At 68.2% G+C, this 20435-nt stretch carries 27 protein-coding genes and 1 pseudogene; 11 read left to right on the top strand and 17 right to left on the bottom strand.

What is annotated here, in order from left to right; genetic code table 11:
- Positions 1-26: 26 nt before the first annotated feature.
- The 3 genes from M3M54_RS13235 to M3M54_RS13245 are packed head-to-tail and all read right to left on the bottom strand — an operon-like array spanning position 27 to position 3370.
- Entirely contained in the window at positions 27-1649 is a 1623-nt protein-coding gene (locus tag M3M54_RS13235; RefSeq protein WP_249019511.1) for an APC family permease, read from the bottom strand.
- 13 nt (positions 1650-1662) lie between these two features.
- Complete coding sequence (locus M3M54_RS13240) at positions 1663-2604, bottom strand: metallophosphoesterase (RefSeq protein WP_249019512.1); 942 nt, start codon at positions 2602-2604, stop codon at positions 1663-1665.
- Between the two features lie 16 nt (positions 2605-2620).
- Positions 2621-3370: a nucleotidyltransferase family protein gene (locus M3M54_RS13245; RefSeq protein ID WP_249019513.1), complete on the bottom strand. Its 750-nt coding sequence runs from the start codon at positions 3368-3370 to the stop codon at positions 2621-2623.
- 134 nt (positions 3371-3504) lie between these two features.
- On the opposite strand from M3M54_RS13245, the gene M3M54_RS13250 reads away from it, so the two are divergent.
- Entirely contained in the window at positions 3505-4938 is a 1434-nt protein-coding gene (locus M3M54_RS13250) for an aldehyde dehydrogenase (RefSeq protein WP_249019514.1), read from the top strand.
- Between the two features lie 44 nt (positions 4939-4982).
- Here the strand turns inward: M3M54_RS13250 and M3M54_RS13255 are convergent, their stop codons facing one another.
- The 3 genes from M3M54_RS13255 to M3M54_RS13265 all read right to left on the bottom strand — a co-directional run bounded on the left by M3M54_RS13255 (position 4983) and on the right by M3M54_RS13265 (position 7213).
- Complete coding sequence (locus tag M3M54_RS13255) at positions 4983-5405, bottom strand: cupin domain-containing protein (RefSeq protein WP_249019515.1); 423 nt, start codon at positions 5403-5405, stop codon at positions 4983-4985.
- A 579-nt stretch (positions 5406-5984) separates the two neighbouring features.
- The gene (locus tag M3M54_RS13260) at positions 5985-6851 is read right to left on the bottom strand and encodes an N-acetylmuramoyl-L-alanine amidase (RefSeq protein WP_249019516.1); all 867 of its coding nucleotides are present in this window, start codon (positions 6849-6851) and stop codon (positions 5985-5987) included.
- 11 nt (positions 6852-6862) lie between these two features.
- Entirely contained in the window at positions 6863-7213 is a 351-nt protein-coding gene (locus M3M54_RS13265; RefSeq protein ID WP_249019517.1) for a GntR family transcriptional regulator, read from the bottom strand.
- Between the two features lie 82 nt (positions 7214-7295).
- Between M3M54_RS13265 and M3M54_RS13270 the strand changes: the two genes are divergently transcribed.
- From M3M54_RS13270 to M3M54_RS13280, 3 genes are read left to right on the top strand one after another with little or no spacing between them, the layout of a single operon-like run.
- Complete coding sequence (locus M3M54_RS13270; protein WP_249019518.1) at positions 7296-7544, top strand: hypothetical protein; 249 nt, start codon at positions 7296-7298, stop codon at positions 7542-7544.
- On the top strand, positions 7541-7882 hold the full coding sequence (locus M3M54_RS13275) for a type II toxin-antitoxin system PemK/MazF family toxin (RefSeq protein WP_249019519.1): 342 nt from the start codon (positions 7541-7543) through the stop codon (positions 7880-7882). The genes M3M54_RS13270 and M3M54_RS13275 overlap by 4 nt, the downstream gene beginning before the upstream one ends.
- Positions 7883-7911: 29 nt before the next feature.
- Positions 7912-8349 (top strand): GNAT family N-acetyltransferase, encoded by a 438-nt coding sequence (locus M3M54_RS13280; protein ID WP_249019520.1) that lies wholly within the window; start codon positions 7912-7914, stop codon positions 8347-8349.
- 25 nt (positions 8350-8374) lie between these two features.
- On the opposite strand, the gene M3M54_RS13285 is transcribed toward M3M54_RS13280, so the two are convergent.
- Both M3M54_RS13285 and M3M54_RS13290 read right to left on the bottom strand, forming a co-directional pair.
- Complete coding sequence (locus M3M54_RS13285; protein WP_249019521.1) at positions 8375-8836, bottom strand: DUF2269 family protein; 462 nt, start codon at positions 8834-8836, stop codon at positions 8375-8377.
- 26 nt (positions 8837-8862) lie between these two features.
- Positions 8863-9126 (bottom strand): ferredoxin family protein, encoded by a 264-nt coding sequence (locus M3M54_RS13290; protein ID WP_249019522.1) that lies wholly within the window; start codon positions 9124-9126, stop codon positions 8863-8865.
- 87 nt (positions 9127-9213) lie between these two features.
- Here M3M54_RS13290 and M3M54_RS13295 point away from each other — a divergent pair, with 87 nt between their 5' ends.
- Positions 9214-9897 carry a metalloregulator ArsR/SmtB family transcription factor gene (locus M3M54_RS13295; RefSeq protein ID WP_249019523.1) on the top strand — a complete coding sequence of 228 codons (684 nt, stop codon included), beginning with the start codon at positions 9214-9216 and terminating at the stop codon, positions 9895-9897.
- Positions 9894-10475, top strand: coding sequence for a hypothetical protein (locus tag M3M54_RS13300; RefSeq protein WP_249019524.1), 582 nt, complete (start codon positions 9894-9896; stop codon positions 10473-10475). Before M3M54_RS13295 ends, M3M54_RS13300 begins: the two co-directional genes overlap by 4 nt.
- Here the strand turns inward: M3M54_RS13300 and M3M54_RS13305 are convergent.
- The 4 genes from M3M54_RS13305 to M3M54_RS13320 all read right to left on the bottom strand — a co-directional run bounded on the left by M3M54_RS13305 (position 10458) and on the right by M3M54_RS13320 (position 15022).
- Positions 10458-10949, bottom strand: coding sequence for a hypothetical protein (locus tag M3M54_RS13305; protein ID WP_249019525.1), 492 nt, complete (start codon positions 10947-10949; stop codon positions 10458-10460). The two genes, M3M54_RS13300 and M3M54_RS13305, sit on opposite strands and share 18 nt — an antisense overlap.
- Before the next feature lie 72 nt (positions 10950-11021).
- The gene (locus M3M54_RS13310; RefSeq protein WP_249019526.1) at positions 11022-12413 is read right to left on the bottom strand and encodes an FAD/NAD(P)-binding oxidoreductase; all 1392 of its coding nucleotides are present in this window, start codon (positions 12411-12413) and stop codon (positions 11022-11024) included.
- Between the two features lie 216 nt (positions 12414-12629).
- On the bottom strand, positions 12630-14333 hold the full coding sequence (gene betA, locus M3M54_RS13315) for a choline dehydrogenase (RefSeq protein WP_371878674.1): 1704 nt from the start codon (positions 14331-14333) through the stop codon (positions 12630-12632).
- 5 nt (positions 14334-14338) lie between these two features.
- Positions 14339-15022, bottom strand: coding sequence for a GntR family transcriptional regulator (locus M3M54_RS13320; protein ID WP_249019528.1), 684 nt, complete (start codon positions 15020-15022; stop codon positions 14339-14341).
- A gap of 116 nt (positions 15023-15138) precedes the next feature.
- Here M3M54_RS13320 and M3M54_RS13325 point away from each other — a divergent pair, with 116 nt between their 5' ends.
- Positions 15139-15498 carry a cupin domain-containing protein gene (locus tag M3M54_RS13325; RefSeq protein ID WP_249019529.1) on the top strand — a complete coding sequence of 120 codons (360 nt, stop codon included), beginning with the start codon at positions 15139-15141 and terminating at the stop codon, positions 15496-15498.
- 152 nt (positions 15499-15650) lie between these two features.
- On the opposite strand, the pseudogene M3M54_RS17040 reads toward M3M54_RS13325, so the two are convergent.
- A pseudogene (locus tag M3M54_RS17040) lies at positions 15651-16073 on the bottom strand (GNAT family N-acetyltransferase); the annotation flags it as partial.
- A gap of 273 nt (positions 16074-16346) precedes the next feature.
- On the opposite strand from M3M54_RS17040, the gene M3M54_RS13335 reads away from it, so the two are divergent.
- Both M3M54_RS13335 and M3M54_RS13340 read left to right on the top strand, forming a co-directional pair.
- Complete coding sequence (locus M3M54_RS13335) at positions 16347-16586, top strand: type II toxin-antitoxin system Phd/YefM family antitoxin (protein ID WP_249019531.1); 240 nt, start codon at positions 16347-16349, stop codon at positions 16584-16586.
- A gap of 532 nt (positions 16587-17118) precedes the next feature.
- Complete coding sequence (locus tag M3M54_RS13340) at positions 17119-17673, top strand: nuclease-related domain-containing protein (protein WP_249019532.1); 555 nt, start codon at positions 17119-17121, stop codon at positions 17671-17673.
- 162 nt (positions 17674-17835) lie between these two features.
- Here the strand turns inward: M3M54_RS13340 and M3M54_RS13345 are convergent, their stop codons facing one another.
- The 4 genes from M3M54_RS13345 to M3M54_RS13360 all read right to left on the bottom strand — a co-directional run bounded on the left by M3M54_RS13345 (position 17836) and on the right by M3M54_RS13360 (position 19571).
- The gene (locus M3M54_RS13345) at positions 17836-18405 is read right to left on the bottom strand and encodes a histidine phosphatase family protein (RefSeq protein ID WP_371878591.1); all 570 of its coding nucleotides are present in this window, start codon (positions 18403-18405) and stop codon (positions 17836-17838) included.
- Entirely contained in the window at positions 18402-18851 is a 450-nt protein-coding gene (locus M3M54_RS13350; RefSeq protein ID WP_371878592.1) for an N-acetyltransferase family protein, read from the bottom strand. The genes M3M54_RS13345 and M3M54_RS13350 overlap by 4 nt, the downstream gene beginning before the upstream one ends.
- 121 nt (positions 18852-18972) lie before the next feature.
- Positions 18973-19386 carry a PIN domain-containing protein gene (locus M3M54_RS13355; protein ID WP_249019535.1) on the bottom strand — a complete coding sequence of 138 codons (414 nt, stop codon included), beginning with the start codon at positions 19384-19386 and terminating at the stop codon, positions 18973-18975.
- Positions 19377-19571: a hypothetical protein gene (locus M3M54_RS13360; protein ID WP_249019536.1), complete on the bottom strand. Its 195-nt coding sequence runs from the start codon at positions 19569-19571 to the stop codon at positions 19377-19379. The genes M3M54_RS13355 and M3M54_RS13360 overlap by 10 nt, the downstream gene beginning before the upstream one ends.
- 173 nt (positions 19572-19744) lie before the next feature.
- Between M3M54_RS13360 and M3M54_RS13365 the strand changes: the two genes are divergently transcribed.
- Entirely contained in the window at positions 19745-19960 is a 216-nt protein-coding gene (locus tag M3M54_RS13365) for a hypothetical protein (RefSeq protein WP_249019537.1), read from the top strand.
- Positions 19951-20361: a type II toxin-antitoxin system VapC family toxin gene (locus M3M54_RS13370; RefSeq protein ID WP_249019538.1), complete on the top strand. Its 411-nt coding sequence runs from the start codon at positions 19951-19953 to the stop codon at positions 20359-20361. The genes M3M54_RS13365 and M3M54_RS13370 overlap by 10 nt, the downstream gene beginning before the upstream one ends.
- The last annotated feature ends 74 nt before the right edge of the window (positions 20362-20435 follow it).

Here is a 20435-nt window from a genome sequence, read left to right on the forward strand (position 1 = left end):
GAAGCGGCCCTCAGGATCCCCCGGCGCTACTCGGCCGGGATCTCCCCGTAGACGAGGCTGAGGTCTATCCCCTGGCGTTTGCGCACGATCTGCGATACGACGTAGATGCCGATCGCGAGCACGTACATGCCGCCCATCAGGTAGTAGGAGTCGGTGTTGTTGACTCCGTAGGCGGCGTCCGAGAACCACTTGACGAGCGCCCAGATCAGGATGACCGCGAACATGATCGCGGCGGCCGTGATCAGCGGCAGGCCCAGCACCTTGTACTTGGCGATCGGCGAGGCGTTGTAGATCTCCGGCTTGCGCCACGGCAGGATCGCCGCCGAGACGGTGGTGCCGAGGAACGTGATCGCGATCACCAGCGTCGCGTCCAGGGTGTAGGACTCAAACGTCTTGCTCCACGCGTAGAGCGCCGCCAGTGGGATCGACGGCACCAGCATCAGCGCCAGCGCCCAGAACGGCACGCCGTTGCGCGAGACGCTTGCGACCTTCTCGGGCAGGATGCGGTCAAACGAGGCCGCGAACACCACCCGGGTTGAGGACAGGAACACCGATCCGACCCAGCCGAAGAACCACAGCGACATCACCGCGATCAGCACGAACTGCAGCACGGGGCTCGAGAAGATCATCGCCGCCAGCGTCGCCGGGTAGGGGAAGACGCCGATCGGCAGCGTGCCGGCGTAGTAGGCGTTGTTGCCGCCCATGTAGAAGTTCCAGCCGAACGTCTTTGAGAACAGCAGGAAGAAGATCCCGGCGACGATCGTGGTGGCGATCAGGGCGCCGCCCATCGCGTAGATGTTCTTGCGGAAGTCGGAGGCGCCACGGACCTCGCCGTACAGGGTTGCGCCCCAGTTGGACCAGAGGTTGAAGAACAGAAGCATCGGGATCAGCACCAGCACGCCGCTGAAGTTGAACGAGCCGACGGAGGCCGGGGTGTAGCCCTTGGTGCCGGCCTTCAGGGTGGCCGCATAGGCGTTGCCGGTCGTTCCGTAGAGCTTGTGAGCCTGACTGTTGAAGTCGCTGATGAAGGCCGCGTGCGAGGTCACAAGCAGCATGATCGCCATCACCGCCAACCCGATCAGGCCGCCGTAGAAGCAGATCTTCTGGATCCGCCCATAGGTGCGGATGCCCAGCGCGATGAACAACGAGGCCAGCCCGGCGGTGATCACCGAGGCGACGAACACGCCCAGGTGTCCGGACCAGAAGGTCACCCCACCGTGCCAGCCGACGATCGCCGACAGCGGCCCCAGCACCTCGATGTTGAGGATGTTGGCGTAGATCGGGACCCAGTACCAGAGGATGAACCACCAGCCGGCGACCGCCAGCACGAAGCCGATCCCGCCGCCGAGCACGCGGCTCATCCAGACGTAGTCGCCACCTGCGCGTGGCATCACCGAGATCAGGCCGGCGTAGGTGATCGCCTGGAAGATCAGAAACGCGCCGGAGACGATCACCGACCACAGGAGTCCCCCGTTGGGGATGAACGGCGCCGAGGCGAAGATGAACCAGCCCAGCGTGACCAGATTGATCGCGAAGGTCGCGTAGATGAACGCGTCGCGCACCGACCAGCCGCGCACCAGGCCCGTGGCCTTGCGCACGAATACGGCGCGCTCCTCGTACTCGCTGCCACCCGTAGCGGTAGCCGCCATTAGAACTCCCTCCTCATCCGCTTGTTAGGACGAACTTCTTGACCTGCTTGCCGTTCTCGATATCGATCACGGCGCCCAGCAGCTGCCCCTGTTCGTAGGAGCTGCCGGGGTTCACGCACAACGTCTTGCCGAGCCTTCTGGTGCCGCGTGACTCGTGGATGTGGCCGTGCAGTGAGAGCGCCGGCCCGAAGCGTTCGATCGCCTCACGCACCGCCGTCGAGCCGACCGGCTTGACGGCGTGGCCCGCGTCCTTGAGGTCCATCTCCGCGGTCAGCTCCGGCGCGTCGTCAAGGCCCGTGCCGTAGGGCGGGCAGTGCAGGCTGAAGATCGTGCGCTCGGGCGGGTTTGTGACCTGCGAGACCATCGCCTCGATCCGCTTGGCGAGCTCCGGCTCGTCCTCTTCGCGGTAGGTGTCCCAGGGGGTGCGGTTGGCCCAGCCGCTCGAGACCATCTGGTAGCCGCCGAACTCGACCACGCGGCCCTCGCCGAGCTCGACCGCCTTGGCCTCGAGCACGACGTCGTCGACCTCGAGCTGGTCGTCGTTGCCGGGGCAGACGAAGCAGCGGATGCCGGTGCCTGCCAGGCGCTCGTCGGCCAGCTCCATCCACTCGCGCACCGTGTTCAGCATGTGCTCGTCAAAGAGCGCGTGCCAGCGGCCCTCGTCGGCGCTGAGCTCGGCCAGGGCGTCGGGGTCGGTCCGAAACGGGTAGTAGCCACGGCGCTTGACAGCCTGCTCAAAGGCAGCGACCTGCTCTTCGCCCGAGAGCACCTCACGGTTCTCCAGCAGCGTGGAGTGCCAGTTGCCGCCGCCGTCAGAGATGATCGGCACGAGCGCCTTGCCGGTCATGTCGCCGCCGAGGATGATCACGTCGGCCTTGTAGTGCTTGCCGGAGTTCAGGAACTTGCGCCAGCAGGTCTCCGACCCGTGCACGTCGGTTGCAAAGAAGATCCTCACGGGGTCAGCTCCTTGTTCACCGCTGGACCTCCTCGGGCAGGTCATACCAGCGTTTGCGTTCTCCGATCTTGGCCCGGAGCTTCCAGCCGCGGCCCTTGGGGGCGGCCTCGATGTGGTCGAGCAGCGCCCTCAGCCGGTCGCGCACGCGACCGCGGTCCTGCTCATGCAGCTCGTAGACGTCGACCTCGGTGACGCAGCGCTCAAGGTTGGCGGTGATCGTGCGCCACAGCCCCCAGTCCTCGGCGCAGAGCGCGGCGACACGGGCGCCGTTGACAGCGTCCTGGTCGTGGTCTGCGACATCGTGGCCGTGCAGGATGAGCACCGTGTCTCGGATGTCCTTCTCGTTGAGCTCGATGATCTGCAGCTTGGTCAGCAGAAGCTCGGCCAGCGGCACCGTGTCAGCGCCAGCCTCGAGGCGGTCTGAGAGCGGGATCTCGTGGCACATGCGAAACGAGCCGACGAAGACATCGACCTGACGACCGTGCTCGGTGTCGTGGAAGAGCAGCCGCTCCTTGCCGTTCATCGCGTTGAAGACCACCTGCGGCTCGTAGCCCGCGTCGGTCAGCAGCTGTCCGGCGACGCGCCCGCCACCGCGCGGCACCGCGAAGTCCAGGTCCTTGTACTCGCGGTCAAGCGACGGGGGAACCTCCGGGGCGTGCAGGCGTACGGCGACGCCGCCGAGCAACGCAAAGGTCGCGCCGCGCTCCCGCGCGAGCGCGAGCAGCCTTTCGCCCTCGTCGACCAGATCGGGGAGAATCGCGCTCACCTGAAACCCTCCCGGTCAGTATTCGAAGCTCTAGATATCGCCACGCCACATCACTGTTATTAGACTCATATATCACCGTTTCGGTTCGTAAGTCAACTGGGGGGTCCCGATGATTGAAGCTGGGGTTGTGGCAGATGGCAACTGAGCTGCTGATCGGTGGGCGCTGGCAGCCTGCGCTGGCCGGCGAGACCTTGCCGGCGACGAGCCCCGCCACCGGCGAGGAGATCGCGCAGGTGGCGCAGGGCGACCGCGAGGACGCTCAGGCGGCCGTGGCCGCCGCGCTGGCGGCGTTTCGCGGCTGGTCGGGCGAGACGGCCTTTGCCCGCGCTCGCGCGCTTCACCGCATCGGGGAGGTGTGCGCCGCGCGCCGCGACGAGCTCGCGCGGGCGGCGACGCTCGACCAGGGCAAGCCGCTGGCGGAGGCCTACGACGAGGTTGACGAGCTGGTGGCGATGTGGCACGCCGCCGCCGAGGACGGCGTGCGGCTCGAGGGCTCGATCCCGTCGAGCATGGGGCCTGGCAAGCGGGTGCTGGTGATGCGCCGTGCAGTCGGCCCCGTGGCGGTCGTGACCCCCTGGAACTGGCCCTACACGATGCCGGCTGAGATCATCGCGCCGGCGCTTGCGGCCGGCAACACGGTCGTCTGGACGCCCGCGCCGAGCACCGCGTACTGCTCGGCGCTGCTGGCCGCGGCGATCGCCGACGCCGATCTGCCGGCGGGCGTGTTCAACTTCGTGACCGGCCCCGGGCCGGTGGTCGGCGACGAGCTCGTCGGCCACCCCGACGTGGCCGCGGTGGGGTTCATCGGCTCGACCGCCACCGGTCTTGCGATCGCCCGCCGCGCGGCGGGTAAGCGGCTGCTGCTCGAGATGGGTGGCAACGGGCCGCTGGTGGTGATGGAGGACGCCGACATCGACGCGGCCGCGCGCGCGGCCGTGGTTGGGTGCTTCCTCTGCGCCGGGCAGAGCTGCACCGCCGGTGAGCGGATCCTGGTGCACGAGGCTGTGCGCGAGCGCTTCGTCGCGGCGCTGGCGGAGCTGGCGGGCGCGCAGGCGACGCTCGGTGACCCGTTCGCTGACGGCACCCAGCTCGGGCCGCTCAACAACGACGCGGTGGCGGCCAAGATGGACGCCCATGTGGCCGACGCGGTTGCGCGCGGCGCGCGGGTGGTGGCCGGCGGTCGGCGGGCCCAGGGGTTCCCGACCGACCTCTACTGGCCGGCGACGGTGATCGACGGGGTACCCGCCGACGCGCTTGCGGCGACCGAGGAGACCTTCGGGCCGATCGCGCCGGTGATCGGCATCGGCTCGCTGGAGGAGGCGATCGCGCTGACAAACGCCTCGCCCTACGGGCTTTTGGCGGCGATCTTCACCGCCGATTTGGCCGCCGCGTTGCGCTTTGCCGACCAGGCGCGGACTGGGCTTGTGAACATCAACGAGACGACCAACTACTGGGAGAACCACCTGCCCTTCGGCGGGCGTGCGGGCACGCTCAGCGGTGTGGGCCGGGTCGGTGGCCGCCACGCCTTTGACTCGCTCACCGACCTGCAGACGGTTGTGATCGGCTGAGGCGCGGGGCCGGCGGCAGGGTCCCGGCGCGGAGACCTGGGCGCCTACGAGAGCTCGGGCGGTAGCGCCCTCGGTCCGTCGGGATATAGCTCAGCCAGCAGCTCCGGGGTCATCTCGAGCGTGTTCGCGGCTTCGGCCGGCGCGCCGACGATCAGCCACAGCGCGTCCGCCTCGGTGTCGTTGAAGACCTGGCGCACCTCGCCCGGTTCGACCAGCAGGCTTGACAGCGGTGTCAGCGTCAGCAGGTCCGACCCGACACGCACTCGGCCGGTACCTTCGAGCAGCACGTAGAGTTCGTGCTGCGCGCGGTGGCGATGGCGCGTGGACGCCTGACCGGGGGCAAGCCGCCAGAGCCTCGCGCCAAGCGTCGTGGCGCCGAGCTGCTTTGCCAGGTCGGTGTTCTGGACGCCCATCTGGTTTGACGGCCGCCAGTGGGCGTCGGCGGCGGTGAGGATCGTGTAGCCCATGGCGCGATTGTCGCTCAGCGACCGGGGAACTGCTCGGAAGTCTGCGCCAGCCCGCGCGCTATCGCCTCTTGGCCGGTGGCCGAGTCGGCGAGCATCGCCTGGCTGGCGCTCCAGCCCCCGCTCAGCGGATATGCCCAATCGCACCCGTCGTCCACGGACGCCCGGGTGGCCAATCAGGGCATTGATTACCGCGGCACCACGGTGATGACGCAGCGGGTATCGGGCGCGCGGCCGAGTCGGGCATCGGCTGTCATGAGCGCGCAATCCAGGCGCTCGGCGAGAGCGACGCGGTCAAGCGCCTCCCAGGCAATATAGGGGGCCAGCCGCCCGGCCGCGACGTGACGGCGGTGCGCGTTGGCGACCTCGGAGTCGATGAGGTGCGGGACGTGAAGTTGCTCATCGCCAAAGGCTCGCCGCGCCGACCCGTTGTTGAGCAGCGCCGATTAGGCCGCTTCGATGTCGGCCACGATTACGGTCGGGTCGACACCGAGATCGGGAAGGACGCCGAGCAACACCACGCACTGTGCGTGATCGTGGGCACCCGGGGCCCCTCCGAGGAGCACCAACCTAACGGGGCGCTCAGCGGTCGAGGAACTGCTCGGCGGCGTGCGCCAAGCCGCGCGCGATCGCCTCCTGGCCGGCGGCCGAGTCGGCCAGCGTCGCCTCCGGCGCGTTGGTCAGAAACAGCGGCTCGATCAGTGCCGCCGGCACCCGCGTTGGCGTGCGCAGATAGCCGCGCTTGGGCGGGCCGAGCAGCGTCAGGTGGCCGTAGGCCTGGGCTCCCGCCGAGGCCAGGTCGCCGTAGCCGACGTCGTTGTGCACGCCCAGGTTGGGGACCGAGTGGCCGCTGGCGGCCAGGCTCGCGAGCACGTCGCGCTGCACGAGCGTCGCCAGGCGCAGGTTGGCGGCGTGGTAGGGACGCTGAGCGTCATAGAGCGTGACGCTGCCGGCGGCCTGTGGCGAGGCGGCCGCGTCCTCGTCGATCCCGAGCACGATGTTGGCGTGCGAGAGGTCGGCGCAGAGGTTGCGCGCGACGAGCTCGCGCCGCTCGCCGAGCACGGTGTAGAGGCCGCCGGAGAAGTCCCCCGGCTGCGGCCGCGCGACCGGGTTGGGCCCTGTCCGCGAGAGCACGACGCTGAAGCCGCGGCGGCGCAAGAGCACCGCCGCGTCCCTGGCGACCAGCACGTTGAGCGGTGCCTCGCTGACCGCCTTGCCGGCAAGCGTGGTGCCGGTGCCGCCGGGGTCGATGCCGCCGTGGCCGGCGTCGATGAAGACCCGCAGATGCCGGTTACCGGCCGTCGGGGTGAAGAGGATGCACGAGCCCGGCTCAAAGCGTGATGGCGCGACCGGGTGGGAGGCCGCCTGTGCGGGTGTGCAGGCGAGGAGCGCCACGGCGCTGGCGGCGGCGGTTGCGAGGGCGATCCGGGCCTTCGCCGCGCGAGCCATCAGCGAGCGGCTCACCCCTCTGTGGCCTCGATCATCGCGATCAGCTCGCTCTTGCGGTAGCCGCTGCGCCGCGCGGCCCTGACGAGCTCGTGCACCTGGACGAGCAGGTCGCTCTGCTCGCTGGTGCCGGTGACGGTGATCCCACGGCCACGACGGAACTCGAGCAGGCCCTCGTCGCGCAACAGGTGCAGCGCCCGCAGGACCGTGTTGCGGTTCACGCCCAGCACGGCCGCCAGGTCGCGTGCCAGCGGCAGCCGGTCGCCCGGGCCGGCCTCGCCGTCGGCGATCGCGCGGCGGATCTGGGCGGCGACCTGCTCGTGCAACGCCAGCGGGTCGCCCTTGTCAACAGCCTCAAGCGGCATGGTGTCACACACAGTAGTACCAATTCATCTGAGCAGAGAGGCGTGGCTCGCGGCGTCTACGCAGACATCTACGATCGCGTTTATGAGAGCCGCTACGACGATCAGGGTCAGCGAGCACGCGAGGGACCGCCTCAATGAGCTCGCGCGGGCGGCATCGACCACGACGATCGACTACGTCGATCAGCTCGTTGCTCGTCTTGAAGAAGACGAGCTCCTGGGTCGGATCGTCGCCTCGCTCAATGATCCTGCGATGGTCGAAGAGTCCGCGGAGCTCGATGGCACGCTGATGGATGGCCTTGACGCCGGCGAAGACTTTGCGATGTGGCGGTGACCGCGCCACGGCAGGGCGAGGTGTGGTGGTGCGCGCTCGACCCGGTCGTAGGCACCGAGATCGCAAAGGCTCGCCCGGTGCTGATCGTCAGCATCGATCGCATGAACCTACAGCCGGCACGCCGCTCGATCGTGGTGCCGCTCACGAGTACCGAGCGGCCAGCGGGCGTCCCGATCGAGCTCGAGGTGGGGGGCATCGTCAGGGTGAGCTACGCCGAGGCCTACCAGGTGCGGACCGTCAGCCATGACCGGCTGATCGCCAGGCTCGGCACGGCCAGCCTCGAAGCCCGGCAGGCCGTCGCCAAGCAGATCGCGCTACTCGCCCGGACGCCGGCTTAGACTGCCTCGTCGTGCTCCACCTGGCCCCAATGTCTGAGGCCGACGCGCGGGCGATCACCAGCTGGCGCTACGCGCCTCCATACGACTTCTACGACGGGTCCGAGGCGGACGTCGTCGTGATGCTCGACCCGGTCAACCGCTACCGGTCGATTCGTTTCGAGGGTGAGCTTGTCGGATACGTCTGCGTGGGGCCCGACGCGCGGGTCGCCGGCCAGCTGGCCGCGTCCGAGATCGACGACATCGGCTACGGCTTCCGGCCAGACCTGACCGGCCGGGGGATCGCGAGCGGCTGGCTGCCGGAGGTGCTCGAGACGCTCGATGATCTGCTGCGCGCACCGAGACAGCGCGTTGTGGTCGCCGCCTGGAACGAGCGCTCGCTGGCGGTCGCGCGCAGGCTCGGGTTCCGGGACGCCGCCAGCTTCGAGAACGATCACGGGCGCTGGCTGGAGCTGGTCCGAGCGCGGTGAGCGCCACGGGCGGGCCGACGCGTGCTCAGGGCTTGAAGCACATCAGCGCGATGATCGCGACCATCAGCGCCAGCGAGACGTAGTTGGCCGCAAGCGAGGCGCGGTCGTCGAGCAGGGCGCGCAGCTCCGCGCTCGCCGGCTTGTCGTCCCGGGCCAGGCGGGCGGCAAGCAGCCGTGCCTGCTTGGGTCGCTGGCCGCCGAAGCCGCCGAGCGCGAGCGCGGCGAGGTAGAGCACGATCGAGGCGTCGACCCAGCCGGTCCCGTAGCTCCACCTGCCGAGGTGCACGAGCCACAGGCCGAAGCCACCGGCAAGCAGCGAGCCGACCGCCACGAGCACGACGCCCGCACGCGTGAGCGACAGCAGCAGCGCGATCTCGCCAGGACCACGCCGGCGCCTTGCGGTCTCAAAGGCCACGCCGGCGAGCACGATCCCGGAGATCAACAGGATCGCCCCGATGATGTGGAAGAAGAACGCGACGTTGTACATCGCCAGAGACCCTCAGCCTATCCGGATCAAGCGCGGCGGTAGTACTCCGCGTTTATGGCGATGAAGTGCTGCCACTGTTCGGGCACCTGGTCCTCGGGGAAGATTGCGTCGACCGGGCAGGCCTCCACGCACGCGTCGCAGTCGATGCACTCCTCGGGGTCGATGTAGAGCATCTCGACGGTGGCGAAGGCCGGCTCCTCCGGGGTCGGGTGGATGCAGTCAACCGGGCAGACCGTGACGCAGGAGCTGTCCTTGGTGCCGATGCACGGCTCGGCGATTACGTAGGCCATATCTACCGTCCGAAATAGTTTTACGAAGCATGCTCGTAAAACTATTGTACATCCGAGGACGCGGACCGGTTGTGGGAGACTGAACGGGTGTCCGGAGCCGCCACCGACGATGCCGCCGACGTTCTGGGCCAGCGCACGCGGGCCCAGTTGTTTGCGCGGCTTGCGGACCTGGGCAGGCCGGCGCAGACCGACGAGCTGGCGGCCGCGCTGGGGCTGCACGCAAGCGGCGTGCGTCTGCACCTCGAGCGGCTGCGCCGTGCCGGACTGGTCACGCGCGAGCGCGTGCCGCAGGCGACCGGCCGCCCGCGGGACGCGTGGACGGTCGCGGCGGATGCGCCGCCGGGCAGCGAGCCGCCGGGGGCCTACGCCAACCTGGCCGGCTGGCTTGCCCAGAGCATCTCGCCGAGTCCAGCACGGCTGCGCGAGCTCGAGCGCGCGGGCCGCCAGGTCGGCGCGCAGCTCGTGCCCGGATGCGATGGCGGCTCGGAGGCGGCGCTGGGGAGGGCGCTCACCGCGCTCGGCTTCGCGCCCCAGCACGAGCGCGAGCGCAGCGGGCGCACCGTCTTCAGGCTCGGGAGCTGCCCCTACCGCGAGGCGGTGCGCGCCAACCAGCCGGTGGTGTGTGCGCTGCACCGCGGGATCACCCGCGGGTTGCTCGACCGGATCGAGCCGGGCGCGAAGCTGACGCTGTTTGAGCCCCATGACCCCGACCAGGCGGGCTGTGTGATCCAGATCGCCGGCCTGGCGAGCGAAACGGCTTTGGCCAGATGACGCTGCCCGAGCGCGTCACGATCCCGACCTGCATCGGCTGCGGGTCGCTGCGTCTGTTCGCAGACTGCGAGCCGGGCTGCAACGAGGAGAAGCTCGAGCTGATCCACGCCGAGGCATACGACGAGCTCGCCGGCCGGCTCGCTGAGCAGCGGGCGCTGCTCGGGGCGGTCGCGCAGGCCGCCCAGCGGCTGGCGGCGCCGAGCTCAGGCGGGAGCGAGGCCGGCTACCGTGCGGCGCAGGAGATCGCCCGGGCCGTGCTGCGCGCCCACCCATCGGGCGGCGCCCAGGAGACCGAGCCCGAGCCGCCGGACGTGAGGACCGCCTGGTGGTGCCCTGAGTGCGGCGGGATCGAGGACTGGCAGGAGTGCCTGGGGATCTGTGTGTGGCGGCCGCTCGAGTGGGTCAGCCGCGAGCGCTACGCAGAGCTCGAGGAGCAGCTCGTCGGCCAGCGGGAGCGGGTCGCGCGGGCCCGCGAGATGCTTGCCACGCTCGCCCACGTGACCCCGCGGCCCGGCCACTGGGACCAGTCGCTTGCCCTGCTCGCGGCGCAGGCGGGCGCCCTACTGGCCCCGCCGTGAGTCGGCGATCCCAGCGATCGTCCAGGTCGTGGTTGCTCGCGCCACGATCCGCCAGCGCCCATGCCCGCGCAGGACGCTTGCGGGGTAGGCGTTGCCCCATGAGCCGGTGCCGTCACACGGCTTGACCGCGAAGACCACTGAGCTTCCGTGCAGCACCTTGAGCCAGCCGCCGCCGACGGCGCAGGTGAGATCGATGTGGATGAAACGGCCCCTGGCTTTGAGCAGGCGGATGTAGCCGTCTCCCCGGCCGCTTGTGCGCGCGATCAGCAGCGGCCCAGGACCACTCAAGAAGTACGTCGGCTGCTTTGTGTTGCTCAGGCCGGCGAACGTGCGGATGTAGAAGCGTCCGCGCCCGGCCCGCTCAAGCGATATCACCGGATACGCCGCATGCGTGCGCTTGGCGCGGGCGGCCGCGTGCGCCCCGGCCTCCACGCTGCCCACGCCGAGCAGCAGCCAGGAGGCGAGCACAGCCACCAAGGCGGGTCTGAGCTTATGAATGACAAGCAGGATATTTGGGGGGGGGGGGGGGGGCGCAAAGTCAAGCGCTCAGCCGATGGCGGCGCGTGCCGCGCGCTCCCAGGTCTGGGCGCCCAGCTGGATCGCGTCCCACGGCGAGCCGAGCGGCGGGGTGTAGGAGAGGTCGAGGTCTGAGAGCTCTGAGATCGTCAGCCCGTTGTGGATGGCGGCAGCGGCGACGTCGGCGCGCTTTGCGACCTCGCTGCCGAGTTGGCCAACCAGCTGCAGCCCGAGCAGGCGCCCGTCACGCCGCTCGGCGGTGAAGCGCATCTGGATCGGGTGGCTGCCGGGGTAGTAGGCCTTGTGGTCGTCGGCCCGGGAGGCGACCGTGAGCGGCTCAAAGCCGGCGGCCTGCGCTTCGTGATCGCGCAGGCCGGTGCGGGCGATCACCAGGTCAAAGACCTTGACGACCTGCGTGCCGAGGCTGCCTGCGAACTCGCGCTCGCGCCCGAGGATGTTCTCGGCCGCGACGCGCCCCTGCTTGTGCGCGGTTGTGCCGAGCGGAAGATAGGTCGTGCCGAGCAGCCGGTGGTGGGTCTCGACGCAGTCGCCGGCGCCGTAGACGTGCGGGAGGTTCGTGCGCATGCGGCGGTCCACGGCGATCGCGTCCCTGAAGCCGAGCTTGACACCGGCGCTCGCCGCAAGTTCGCTGTTGGGGCGCACGCCCACGACGACCAGTACGACATCAGCTGGGTAGCTGCGCGGCTTGCCGTCCGGGCCGGTCGCGCTCACGACAAGCGCTCGCTCACCGCGCTCGGCTGGCGCGATCGCCTCGACACGGGTGCCGCAGGCGACGGTCACGCCGTGCTGCTCGAGCTCGGCGTGGACCAGCGCGCCGAGCTCTGGGTCGACCGTCGGCAGCACCTCGGGCAGCTGCTCGATCTGGGTGACCCGCAGGCCGCGGGTCGTGAGGCCCTCGGCCATCTCGAGGCCGATGTAGCCGGCGCCGACGATCACGGCCCGGGAGATGCCGGCGCGCTCGAGCGTGTCTGTCAGCGCGAAGGCGTCGTCCATCGAGTGCACCAGATGCACGCCCTGCTCGGGTCCAAGCGCATCCAGGCCGGCGATCGGCGGCGCGATCGGCAGCGCACCGGTGCCGATCATCAGCGCGTCGTAGCCGAGCGCCTCCTCGTTGCCGTTGCGGTCTGCGACAACGAGCCGCCTGGTGTCTGCGTGGATGCGGGTCGCGCGCGTGTCCAGGCGCAGACGCATGCCGGTCGCCTCGAGGTCGGCGCGGGTGCGGTGTGCCAGGTTACGCCAGTGCGTCACCTCGCCTGAGATGTAGTACGGGATCCCGCAGATGGAGAAGTTCGGATAGGCGTCGGCGGCCACGACGGTCACCTCGACGGCGGGATCGAGCTCGCGGGCCCGCAGAGCGGTGCTGATGCCGGCGTCGCTGCCGCCGATCGCGATCACATGCATGGTGGGGAGCGCTCCGTGGTCGTTCGGTTGACAGGTACGCAAGGCTATCTATCGACGTCTGTAAGTTAAATCGACAGATGTGTATTGATGAGCGTCGGCCAGGTCGCGTTGGCAGATGCTCTGCGGGCTGCGGCGCAGCACGTCGAGGATCTGCACCCGCAGCGGTTCGCTGAGCGCCCTGGCACCCGGTGCGATCCGCCCCTGGTACCCCCGCGCTCAGGCGACGGGCGCGGCGCTGTGGCGGTAGAACGGCACGTCGTCCAGCGGCTCAAGCGGCGTGTTGCCGCGGATCAGGTCAGCCGCCTTCTCGGCGAGCATCACGACCGGCGCGTAGATGTTGCCGTTGGTGACGTAGCGCATCGAGGAGGCGTCGACCACGCGCAGACCCTCGGTGCCACGCACCTTGAGCGTGTCGGGGTCCAGGACGTCAAGCTCGCCGGTGCCCATGCGGCAGGTGCAGGAGGGGTGAAGCGCCGTCTCGGCGTCGCGCGCGACCCAGTCGAGGATCTCCTCGTCGCTTGAGACACCGGCGCCGGGTGAGAGCTCGCCGGCGTTGAAGGGGTCAAAGGCGGGCTGGGTGAGGATCTTGCGCGCGGTGTGGACCGCCTCAAGCCACTCGCGGCGGTCCTGCTCGGTGGAGAGGTAGTTGAAGCGCAGCTGCGGGTGCTTGTACGGGTTCACGGAGACGATCTTCACCGAGCCGCGCGCGTCCGAGTACATCGGGCCGACGTGCACCTGGTAGCCGTGGCCCTGGGGGGCGCTGCCGTCGTAGCGGATCGCCAGCGGCAGGAAGTGGAACATCAGGTTCGGGTAGGCGACCTGGTCATCGCCGCGGACGAAGCCGCCGGCCTCGAAGTGGTTTGTCGCGCCCGGTCCGGAGCGGAACAGCAGCCACTGCAGGCCGACCTTTGGGCGGTTTTTGTACTTGAGCGCCGGGGCGACCGAGACCGGCTGCTTGGAGGCGTACTGGACGTAGACCTCCAGGTGATCCTGGAGGTTCTCGCCCACACCCGGCACGTCGGCCACCACGCCGATGCCAAGCTGCTCGAGCTCGCGGGCGTTGCCGACGCCCGATAGCTGCAGCACCTGGGGCGAGTTGATCGCGCCGCCGCTGAGGATCACCTCGCCGGCGCTGACCCGCTGGCGGTTGCGCCGTTGCGGGTTGGCGGCGCCTGGGATCAGGCCGCCGGCCAGCGGGCCGGCGGCCGTGAACTCAACGCCCGTCGCGCGGTCCTTGTCAAAGACTATGCGCTCGACCATCGCCCGGCACTGGACGTCGAGGTTCGGCCGCGACATCGCGGGGTGCAGGTAGGCGCGCGCGGCGCTCAGCCGCCGGCCGCGGTAGATCGTGCGGTCAAAGGCGGCAAAGCCCTCCTGGCGGTAGCCGTTTACGTCGGAGGTGAGCTCGTAGCCGGCCTGTTTGACCGCTTCGAAGAAGGCGCGAAACAGCGGGTTTGTGGCCGGGCCGCGCTCGAGCTTGAGCGGACCCGAGCCGCCGCGCCACTCATCCGCCCCCGCCAGGCAGGTCTCCATGCGCTTGAAGTAGGGCAGGCAGTGCGCGTAGTTCCAGCGCTCCATGCCTGGGTCGGCCGCCCAGCGCTCGTAGTCGAGCGGGTTGCCGCGCTGGAAGATCATGCCGTTGATCGAGCTCGAGCCACCGAGCACCTTGCCGCGCGCGTGGTAGATCCGCCGGCCGTGCATGAACGGCTCCGGCTCAGACTGGTAGCGCCAGTCGTAGAAGCGGTTGCCGATCGGGAAGGAGAGCGCGGCCGGCATGTGGATGTAGAGGTCCCAGAGATAGTCGGGCCGACCGGCCTCCAGGACCAGCACCGTGGTCGACGGATCCTCGGTCAGGCGTGCCGCCAGCACGCTGCCGGCGGAGCCGCCGCCGACGATGACGTAGTCATAGGTGGATCGCAACTCGCTCACAGCACACTCCTGATCTCGCGTTCGAAGGTGTCAACGTGGCCGGCCGCGATCTGCGCGGCGCGCTCCGGCTCGCGGGCGGCGATCGCCTGAAGCATCGTCTCGTGCTCGTGCACGCGCTGGAAGAGGTGCGGCAGCCGGTCTATCACCAGGTACCAGATCCGCAGCGAGAGGTTGAAGTAGCGCTGCAGCGTCTCGGCCAGGAACGGGTTGTCGCAGGCCCTGTAGATGAAACGGTGGATGCGGGTGTCGAGCGCCATCAGCGCCGCCATGTCCTCGCCGCCGCGGCTCGCGCGCAGCTCGGCGATGAGCGAGTCGAGCTCTGAGCGGGTCGTCGCGGTCAGGCGTTCGGCGGCCAGCGCGGCGGCGCGTGCCTCGAGCACCATGCGCACCTCGGTGATGTGGGCCAGGTCCTTGATGTTGATCTCGGCCGCGAACGTGCCGCGGCGCGGGAAGACCGTGACCAGGTTCTCGAGCGCGAGTCGCTTGATCGCTTCGCGGATCGGGGTGCGGCCCATGGCCAGCTCCTGCCCCAGGCGCTCCTCGTCGATCGGCTCACCCGGCCGGATGCGCAGCGTCACCAGGCGGTCGCGCAGCTCCTCGTAGGCCTGGTCGGCGAGCAGCGCGGGCGGGTTTGGCGCGTGTGTCTCGCGCAGGCCGCCGAGCGCTGATATATCACTCATAGATCTGGAGACTACCTGGCGACGGGGCGCGCGTGAAGGGTGAGCGTGTCAGGACGTGTCTGGCAACGTGTCTGGCGCGGTCCGCGCGGCGGACCACCGACCACGAGGAGGGACGCATGGAGCAGAAGGTCAACCTGGCGGAGAAATTCGCGCTGCTCGACGGCCCCTACAAGCCGGGGATCGTCGGGTACCTCAACGACTACAAGCTGCAGGTGGTGAAGGTTCTGGGGCCGTTCGTCTGGCACCGGCACGAGGAGACCGACGACTTCTTTCTGGTGATCAGCGGTCGGCTGACGATCCATCTGCGCGACCGGGACATCGAGCTTGGCCCGGGCGAGCCCTACGTCGTCCCCCGTGGCGTTGAGCACTGTCCGGAGGCCACGGAGGAGACGCTCGTGCTGTTGATCGAACCCGACGGCACGCCCAACACCGGCGATGCCGGCGGTCCGATGACAGCTGCACCGCGCAGCATCTGATCTGATCGCCATTCGGTTTCGAGCATCGCGAAGTCGATCTCGTCGCTCCAGCCGCCCTTGAACCACTCGTTTTCGACCAGGTGCGCCTCGCGGCGCATCCCCAGCCGCTCGGCGAGCCGCAGCGACGGACCGTTGCGAGCGTCGACCCGCGCGACGATCCGGTGCAGACTGAGCTCTTGGAAACCCAGCCGCATCAGCTCAGCGGCCGCCTCGGTCGCGTATCCATGGCCGGAGTGCGCGGGATCGAGGATCCAGCCAATCTCCGCGCAGCGATGAAGCTCGCTCCGCTGAAACAGAGTGACGTCACCAACAAGCCGTGCGCCATCGGCGAGCTCGACGCCCAGGATCACGCCCGCGTTTTTGGCCGTGAACGCGGTCTGTGCCCAGCGACCCTCGAGCTTCTCCATGATCATCGCGCGGCTCATGGGCTCAAACGGCACGAATCGGCAAACCTCCTCAAGCGACCGATAAGACAGCAGCGCATCGGCGTCGCCGACCGTCAGCGGACGCAGCAGAAGTCGGGCTGTGCGGAGCGGATAGGCCGGTCGGAGCTCCACTGACGCGATGCTAGACACGGGCGCGGCAGCGCACCGCGAGGCGGCACCGGAGCACCTCAAGGCGCGAGCTTATGGCGCGCTCGCAACTCCGCGGAGTTGTGCTTGCGCTTGCAACTATCTGCGCTGATGTCGAGGCCGCGGACGCTGGTCGTTGTGCAGCCAGTGGACCCGCGTGTGGCGAGGAGCGCGTCTCTCGGGCCGCCGGTCGCGGTACCCGTTTTGCTGCTGGCCAGGCGCAACCACGCTTTGTACGAGGTCAGGCGTGTTTTGTGCAATCTCTGTGTGGCGAGCATGAGCATCAGCGCCGCGCGCCAGAACCTCTCGGGAGCGGTTGACAGGGCACAGGTCGAGCCAGTGGTTCTCGAGCGCTACGGCCGCGCGGCGGCGGTGCTGGTCAGCGCTGCGCACTACGCCCGGCTTGTGGCCGCGCTCGAGGACGTCGAGGACGTCGAAGTGTTTGACGCCGCCATGGCCGAAGCAGGCCCGAACGTTCCCTGGGAGCAAGCCAAGGCCGACCTGGGCTGGGAATGAGCCGATATCGGATCGAGCTGCGCCCAGCGGCCGTCCGGGCGCTGCGCAAGCTCGACCCGCCGGTTTCCTTCGCATACAGGCAGCGATCGCTACACGATCAAAGACGGCCTGCTACTTGTCGTCGTGGTCATGCCCGGCCACCGATGCGACGTCTACGGGCGATGAAGATGGGCCGGCCACAATGACCGTTTCGTGTACAAGGACGACTGCGCGGTGCCTACGCACATTGCGCCAGGAACACCGAGCGGCCGAGACGCCGGCCGGCGCCGTCGTCGGAGGCGCCGTATGTCGCCGAAGCGATCATCGGGTGGGGCGCGCTTTGGAGTCGGAAGCAATCGTCACCTTGACCGGCTAGCTTCGTGGCATGTCTGGCCGTTCATCCGCAGGCGCATACCAGCAGGAGCGGTACGAGCATGGATTGCGCTCGTGGAGAAGTCGCATGCTTCCCCGACTGCGGCTGCTGACATTTCCGATTATCGCGCTGGGCCTCGGATACTTGGTTTTCGGGCCAGCCACGAAGATCCAGTTCACCGTGGGCGGCATCGCCGGCGGCTTTCTGGCGCTCTACATGTGGGTCCGCGACGAGCCCCCAGAGCATGTCAAGCGTCACAGGGATGGTGCCGAGGGCGAACGAGCGACCGCCAAAACGCTCAAGCCGCTCACGGACGCCGGCTGGCGTGTAATCCACGACATAGATACAGGCCGTGGCAATCGTGATCACGTTCTCATCGGGCCGGCGGGGCTGTTTCTTATCGACTCAAAGAAGCTCGGCGGGAGGATCACGATCGAGGGCGACACCGTTCAAGTCGAGAGACTTGACGACGAGAGAGACTCTTACTCGTTGCCGAAGCTCGCCGGCTCGTTGCGCGGTGAGGCGGCGAGGTTGTCTCGCGAGATCCTTGCAGGCGTCGGAGTCCAGGCCTGGGTTACCGCCGTCGTGGTCTTCTGGTCGCCGTTCCCGGCAGGCGTGGTCGAGGGCAGCAACATCGTCTTCGTCCACGGTGATGAGCTCATACAGTGGCTCCGCAGCAAGCCCGATCGCATGAGCGCACCTATCGTCAGCCGTATCGTCACCCACCTCGCCTGACCCGTCGTCGCCAAAGCTCTCGTGCTGTTGGTTACGGAGTAATAGTGGAAGCGTTAGTGGTCGCGCGGGCTTGCTATGCGCGCGCCACTGAGGTGTGATCCCAGGGGCCGCCGGACGCGCGCAGCGCACGCAAAGGGGACTGACATCGGAGCGGGAGCGCAGCTATCGGCCGATCAGCGGTACTGAGACGCAGACCTGCCCGGAGGTCCACCACCGCTCGATCTCTGAATCCGCCATCACCAGCAACGCCGGCATCGTGAGTGCCGCCCACCATGCCAGCGCTTCGTCGGTGGACTTGTCTCGGCAGGCCCATGCCGTCAGCACGAGCCCGTGCGTGCAGATCACGATGCGATCACCGCTCGAGCTGCCAACGACATCTCGTAGCGCACGATCGAACCGTGCCGCTGCAGCGTCTGCGGTCTCCCAACCTGGCAACGGCGGACTCGAACGGACCGTGAAGAACCTGCGGACCGTATCGCGGTAATCATCCAGCCAACCCGCACGCGACACCTCTGCCAGCTCGGGCACAACCTGGTAGGGCAGATCGGTCAGTAGCCGCAGCGTCGCCGTTGCCTTGTGCTCTGGAGAACTGAACCAGCTGAGATCTCGACCTTGCAGCCATGCCCGGAGTGGCGCACAGGCCGCGGCCGCCTGGTGATCGAGCGTCCACGATGATGCGGAGGTCTGCCTGTCAACCATCACTGCAGCGTGCCGAACAAAGATGACCATCATTCCGATCGGCGTTGCAGGTCTCGCTGGTAGACGATGAACCCGCGGTTCTCGGCGACCTGGTCATACAGCACGCGAGCTTTTGCGTTCGAGGCGTGCGTGCGCCAGTACAACTGGCTGCAACCCTGCTGCTGTCCCCAGGCGGCGACGTACTCGATCAGCGCTCGGCCGACCCCGCGGCCCCGGAACTGCTGATCAGTGAACAGGTCCTGCAGGTAGCAAACGTCGGCGGCGTTGGTGTGAGGATGAGTCAGGAAGTGAGCGATCCCGACCACGCGCCCGTCATCCCGTGCCACACGACCGTGAATCCCGCTGTCGGCCTGGAGGCGCTGCCAGGCCAGCTCATATTCCTCGTCGCTCAGCGTCCGCTGATAGAAGTCGATGTAGCCGCGGAAGAGGCCCTCCCAGGCATCGCGGTCGCCGAGCTGGAGTCTGTCCATGGTCAGCAAAGAGCTGTCAGTCTACGCCCGGCACCTACCGGCCCCGAACTCGTATCGATGGGCTATAGCTTCAATCTGGGAGCGCCGTCGCCTCAGCGGATCGCAAAGGCGAGGTTCGGTGATTTGCTGGTCAGTCGATCGAGCCGGCCGGCAGGAGCCATTCAGTGCTCTGGCCGGTGACGCTCGCGATGCGATCGAAGTCCCCGTCGTAGTGCAGGACGATCAGACCCTCGGCCTCGGCGGCGGCCGCGATCAGCAGGTCGGGCAGCTTGCGGCCTCGTTGGTGCTTGGCGGCCAGAAGCCGTTGCACCTGCCTGGCGCGGCGAATGTGGTCGCTGGTCGTCTCGATGAGATCGAAGAGCTCGAGCGCTCCAGCGAGCCGGTCCCACTCCGACGCGCTGCGCGCCGAATATCCGATCTCCAAGTCACTGATCCCGGCACGAGCCAGTTCGCGCCGCTCGACCCGGGACTGGATTGCCTTGCGAACCTCGGTTCGAGCCAGGCGCGTGAGCACACTGGTGTCGACCAGGTGCGTCAGCGCCATGCCTGCTCGCGTGGGGCGAGCTCGGCACGGGCGAGCACGTCGAGCAGTTTGTTGACGTCGTCGCCTCGTCGCGGGACGCTCTGACGCAGCGCGAAATTGATGGTGTCCTTGATCGTGTTGGTCCCCAGCTCACGTTTGGCGTCGGCAAGCGCGTCTTCATCTATGTCCACGAGATGTTTGGCCATACCTCCAAGTATATATCGTGCAGTTCACATATATACGTCAGCGAGCGCCGCTGCCCGCTGCCGCACGATCGCTTCCACTCTCAAACTGATCCGACGGCGACGATCGCATTGGCGACCGAGCAGCGATTGGGGGTGTTGTTGGTCTGCCGTAGAACGCGCTAGCATTGCTAGCAGTGAACCGGCGGGTGATGATCCAGGCAGATGAGGCGCTGCTCTCGCGGGCACGAAACGTTGCAAGCGATCGCGGGATCACCTTCCCGCAGCTTGTTCGCCAGGCGCTCGAGCACGAGATCGACCTCAAATCCTGGGAGCCGCTCTCCTCAACAGCGACTGTCGAGAGCGGCGGAGCGGCGCGACAGCGCGAATACCAGCCGGACGCTTGGCGCTGATTCTCGATACTGGGCCGCTGGTCGCGCTGCTAGACCGCAGCGACCCTGATCATGACCGTTGTCGCGAACTCATCAACGCAGCCACGGAGCTGCGAATCGTGCCGGTCTGCACGCTCGTGGAAATCGAGTACCAGTTACGGCCCTGGCGCGATGGTTTCGCTGCTCTTATGAGCGACATTAGGGCTGGTCGTTTGGAGGTACACGTTCCCGACGCTGGCGAGGTTGCACGAGCGGCCGCGCTCGTAGAGCAGTACGCCGACCTCCCGTTCGGGCTTGTTGACGCGAGCGTGCTGGCATGCGTCGAGAGGCTGCGCGAAACGAAGCTTGCGACGCTCGACCGGCGCCACTTCAGCGTCGTGCGCCCCGCGCACATCGGCCATCTGGAGCTTCTTCCGGACTGAGCCGGGAGACGGTCGGAGATCCACAGACGCGGGTCTGCGGCACACGATCGCTTCGATCATCCATATCCGAGACC

Source organism: Conexibacter sp. S30A1 (genome assembly GCF_023330665.1).
Classification (GTDB): Bacteria; Actinomycetota; Thermoleophilia; order Solirubrobacterales; family Solirubrobacteraceae; genus Palsa-465.

Excerpts from the sequence above, each read along its gene's own strand:
- M3M54_RS13235 (WP_249019511.1), bottom strand. The coding sequence starts at position 1,649 with ATGGCGGCTACCGCTACGGGTGGCAGCGAGTACGAGGAGCGCGCCGTA.
- M3M54_RS13250 (WP_249019514.1), top strand. The coding sequence starts at position 3,505 with ATGGCAACTGAGCTGCTGATCGGTGGGCGCTGGCAGCCTGCGCTGGCC.
- M3M54_RS13255 (WP_249019515.1), bottom strand. The coding sequence starts at position 5,405 with ATGGGCTACACGATCCTCACCGCCGCCGACGCCCACTGGCGGCCGTCA.
- M3M54_RS13260 (WP_249019516.1), bottom strand. The coding sequence starts at position 6,851 with ATGGCTCGCGCGGCGAAGGCCCGGATCGCCCTCGCAACCGCCGCCGCC.
- M3M54_RS13265 (WP_249019517.1), bottom strand. The coding sequence starts at position 7,213 with ATGCCGCTTGAGGCTGTTGACAAGGGCGACCCGCTGGCGTTGCACGAG.
- M3M54_RS13270 (WP_249019518.1), top strand. The coding sequence starts at position 7,296 with ATGAGAGCCGCTACGACGATCAGGGTCAGCGAGCACGCGAGGGACCGC.
- M3M54_RS13280 (WP_249019520.1), top strand. The coding sequence starts at position 7,912 with ATGTCTGAGGCCGACGCGCGGGCGATCACCAGCTGGCGCTACGCGCCT.
- M3M54_RS13285 (WP_249019521.1), bottom strand. The coding sequence starts at position 8,836 with ATGTACAACGTCGCGTTCTTCTTCCACATCATCGGGGCGATCCTGTTG.
- M3M54_RS13290 (WP_249019522.1), bottom strand. The coding sequence starts at position 9,126 with ATGGCCTACGTAATCGCCGAGCCGTGCATCGGCACCAAGGACAGCTCC.
- M3M54_RS13300 (WP_249019524.1), top strand. The coding sequence starts at position 9,894 with ATGACGCTGCCCGAGCGCGTCACGATCCCGACCTGCATCGGCTGCGGG.
- M3M54_RS13310 (WP_249019526.1), bottom strand. The coding sequence starts at position 12,413 with ATGCATGTGATCGCGATCGGCGGCAGCGACGCCGGCATCAGCACCGCT.
- M3M54_RS13320 (WP_249019528.1), bottom strand. The coding sequence starts at position 15,022 with ATGAGTGATATATCAGCGCTCGGCGGCCTGCGCGAGACACACGCGCCA.
- M3M54_RS13325 (WP_249019529.1), top strand. The coding sequence starts at position 15,139 with ATGGAGCAGAAGGTCAACCTGGCGGAGAAATTCGCGCTGCTCGACGGC.
- M3M54_RS13335 (WP_249019531.1), top strand. The coding sequence starts at position 16,347 with ATGAGCATCAGCGCCGCGCGCCAGAACCTCTCGGGAGCGGTTGACAGG.
- M3M54_RS13345 (WP_371878591.1), bottom strand. The coding sequence starts at position 18,405 with ATGATGGTCATCTTTGTTCGGCACGCTGCAGTGATGGTTGACAGGCAG.
- M3M54_RS13355 (WP_249019535.1), bottom strand. The coding sequence starts at position 19,386 with ATGGCGCTGACGCACCTGGTCGACACCAGTGTGCTCACGCGCCTGGCT.
- M3M54_RS13360 (WP_249019536.1), bottom strand. The coding sequence starts at position 19,571 with ATGGCCAAACATCTCGTGGACATAGATGAAGACGCGCTTGCCGACGCC.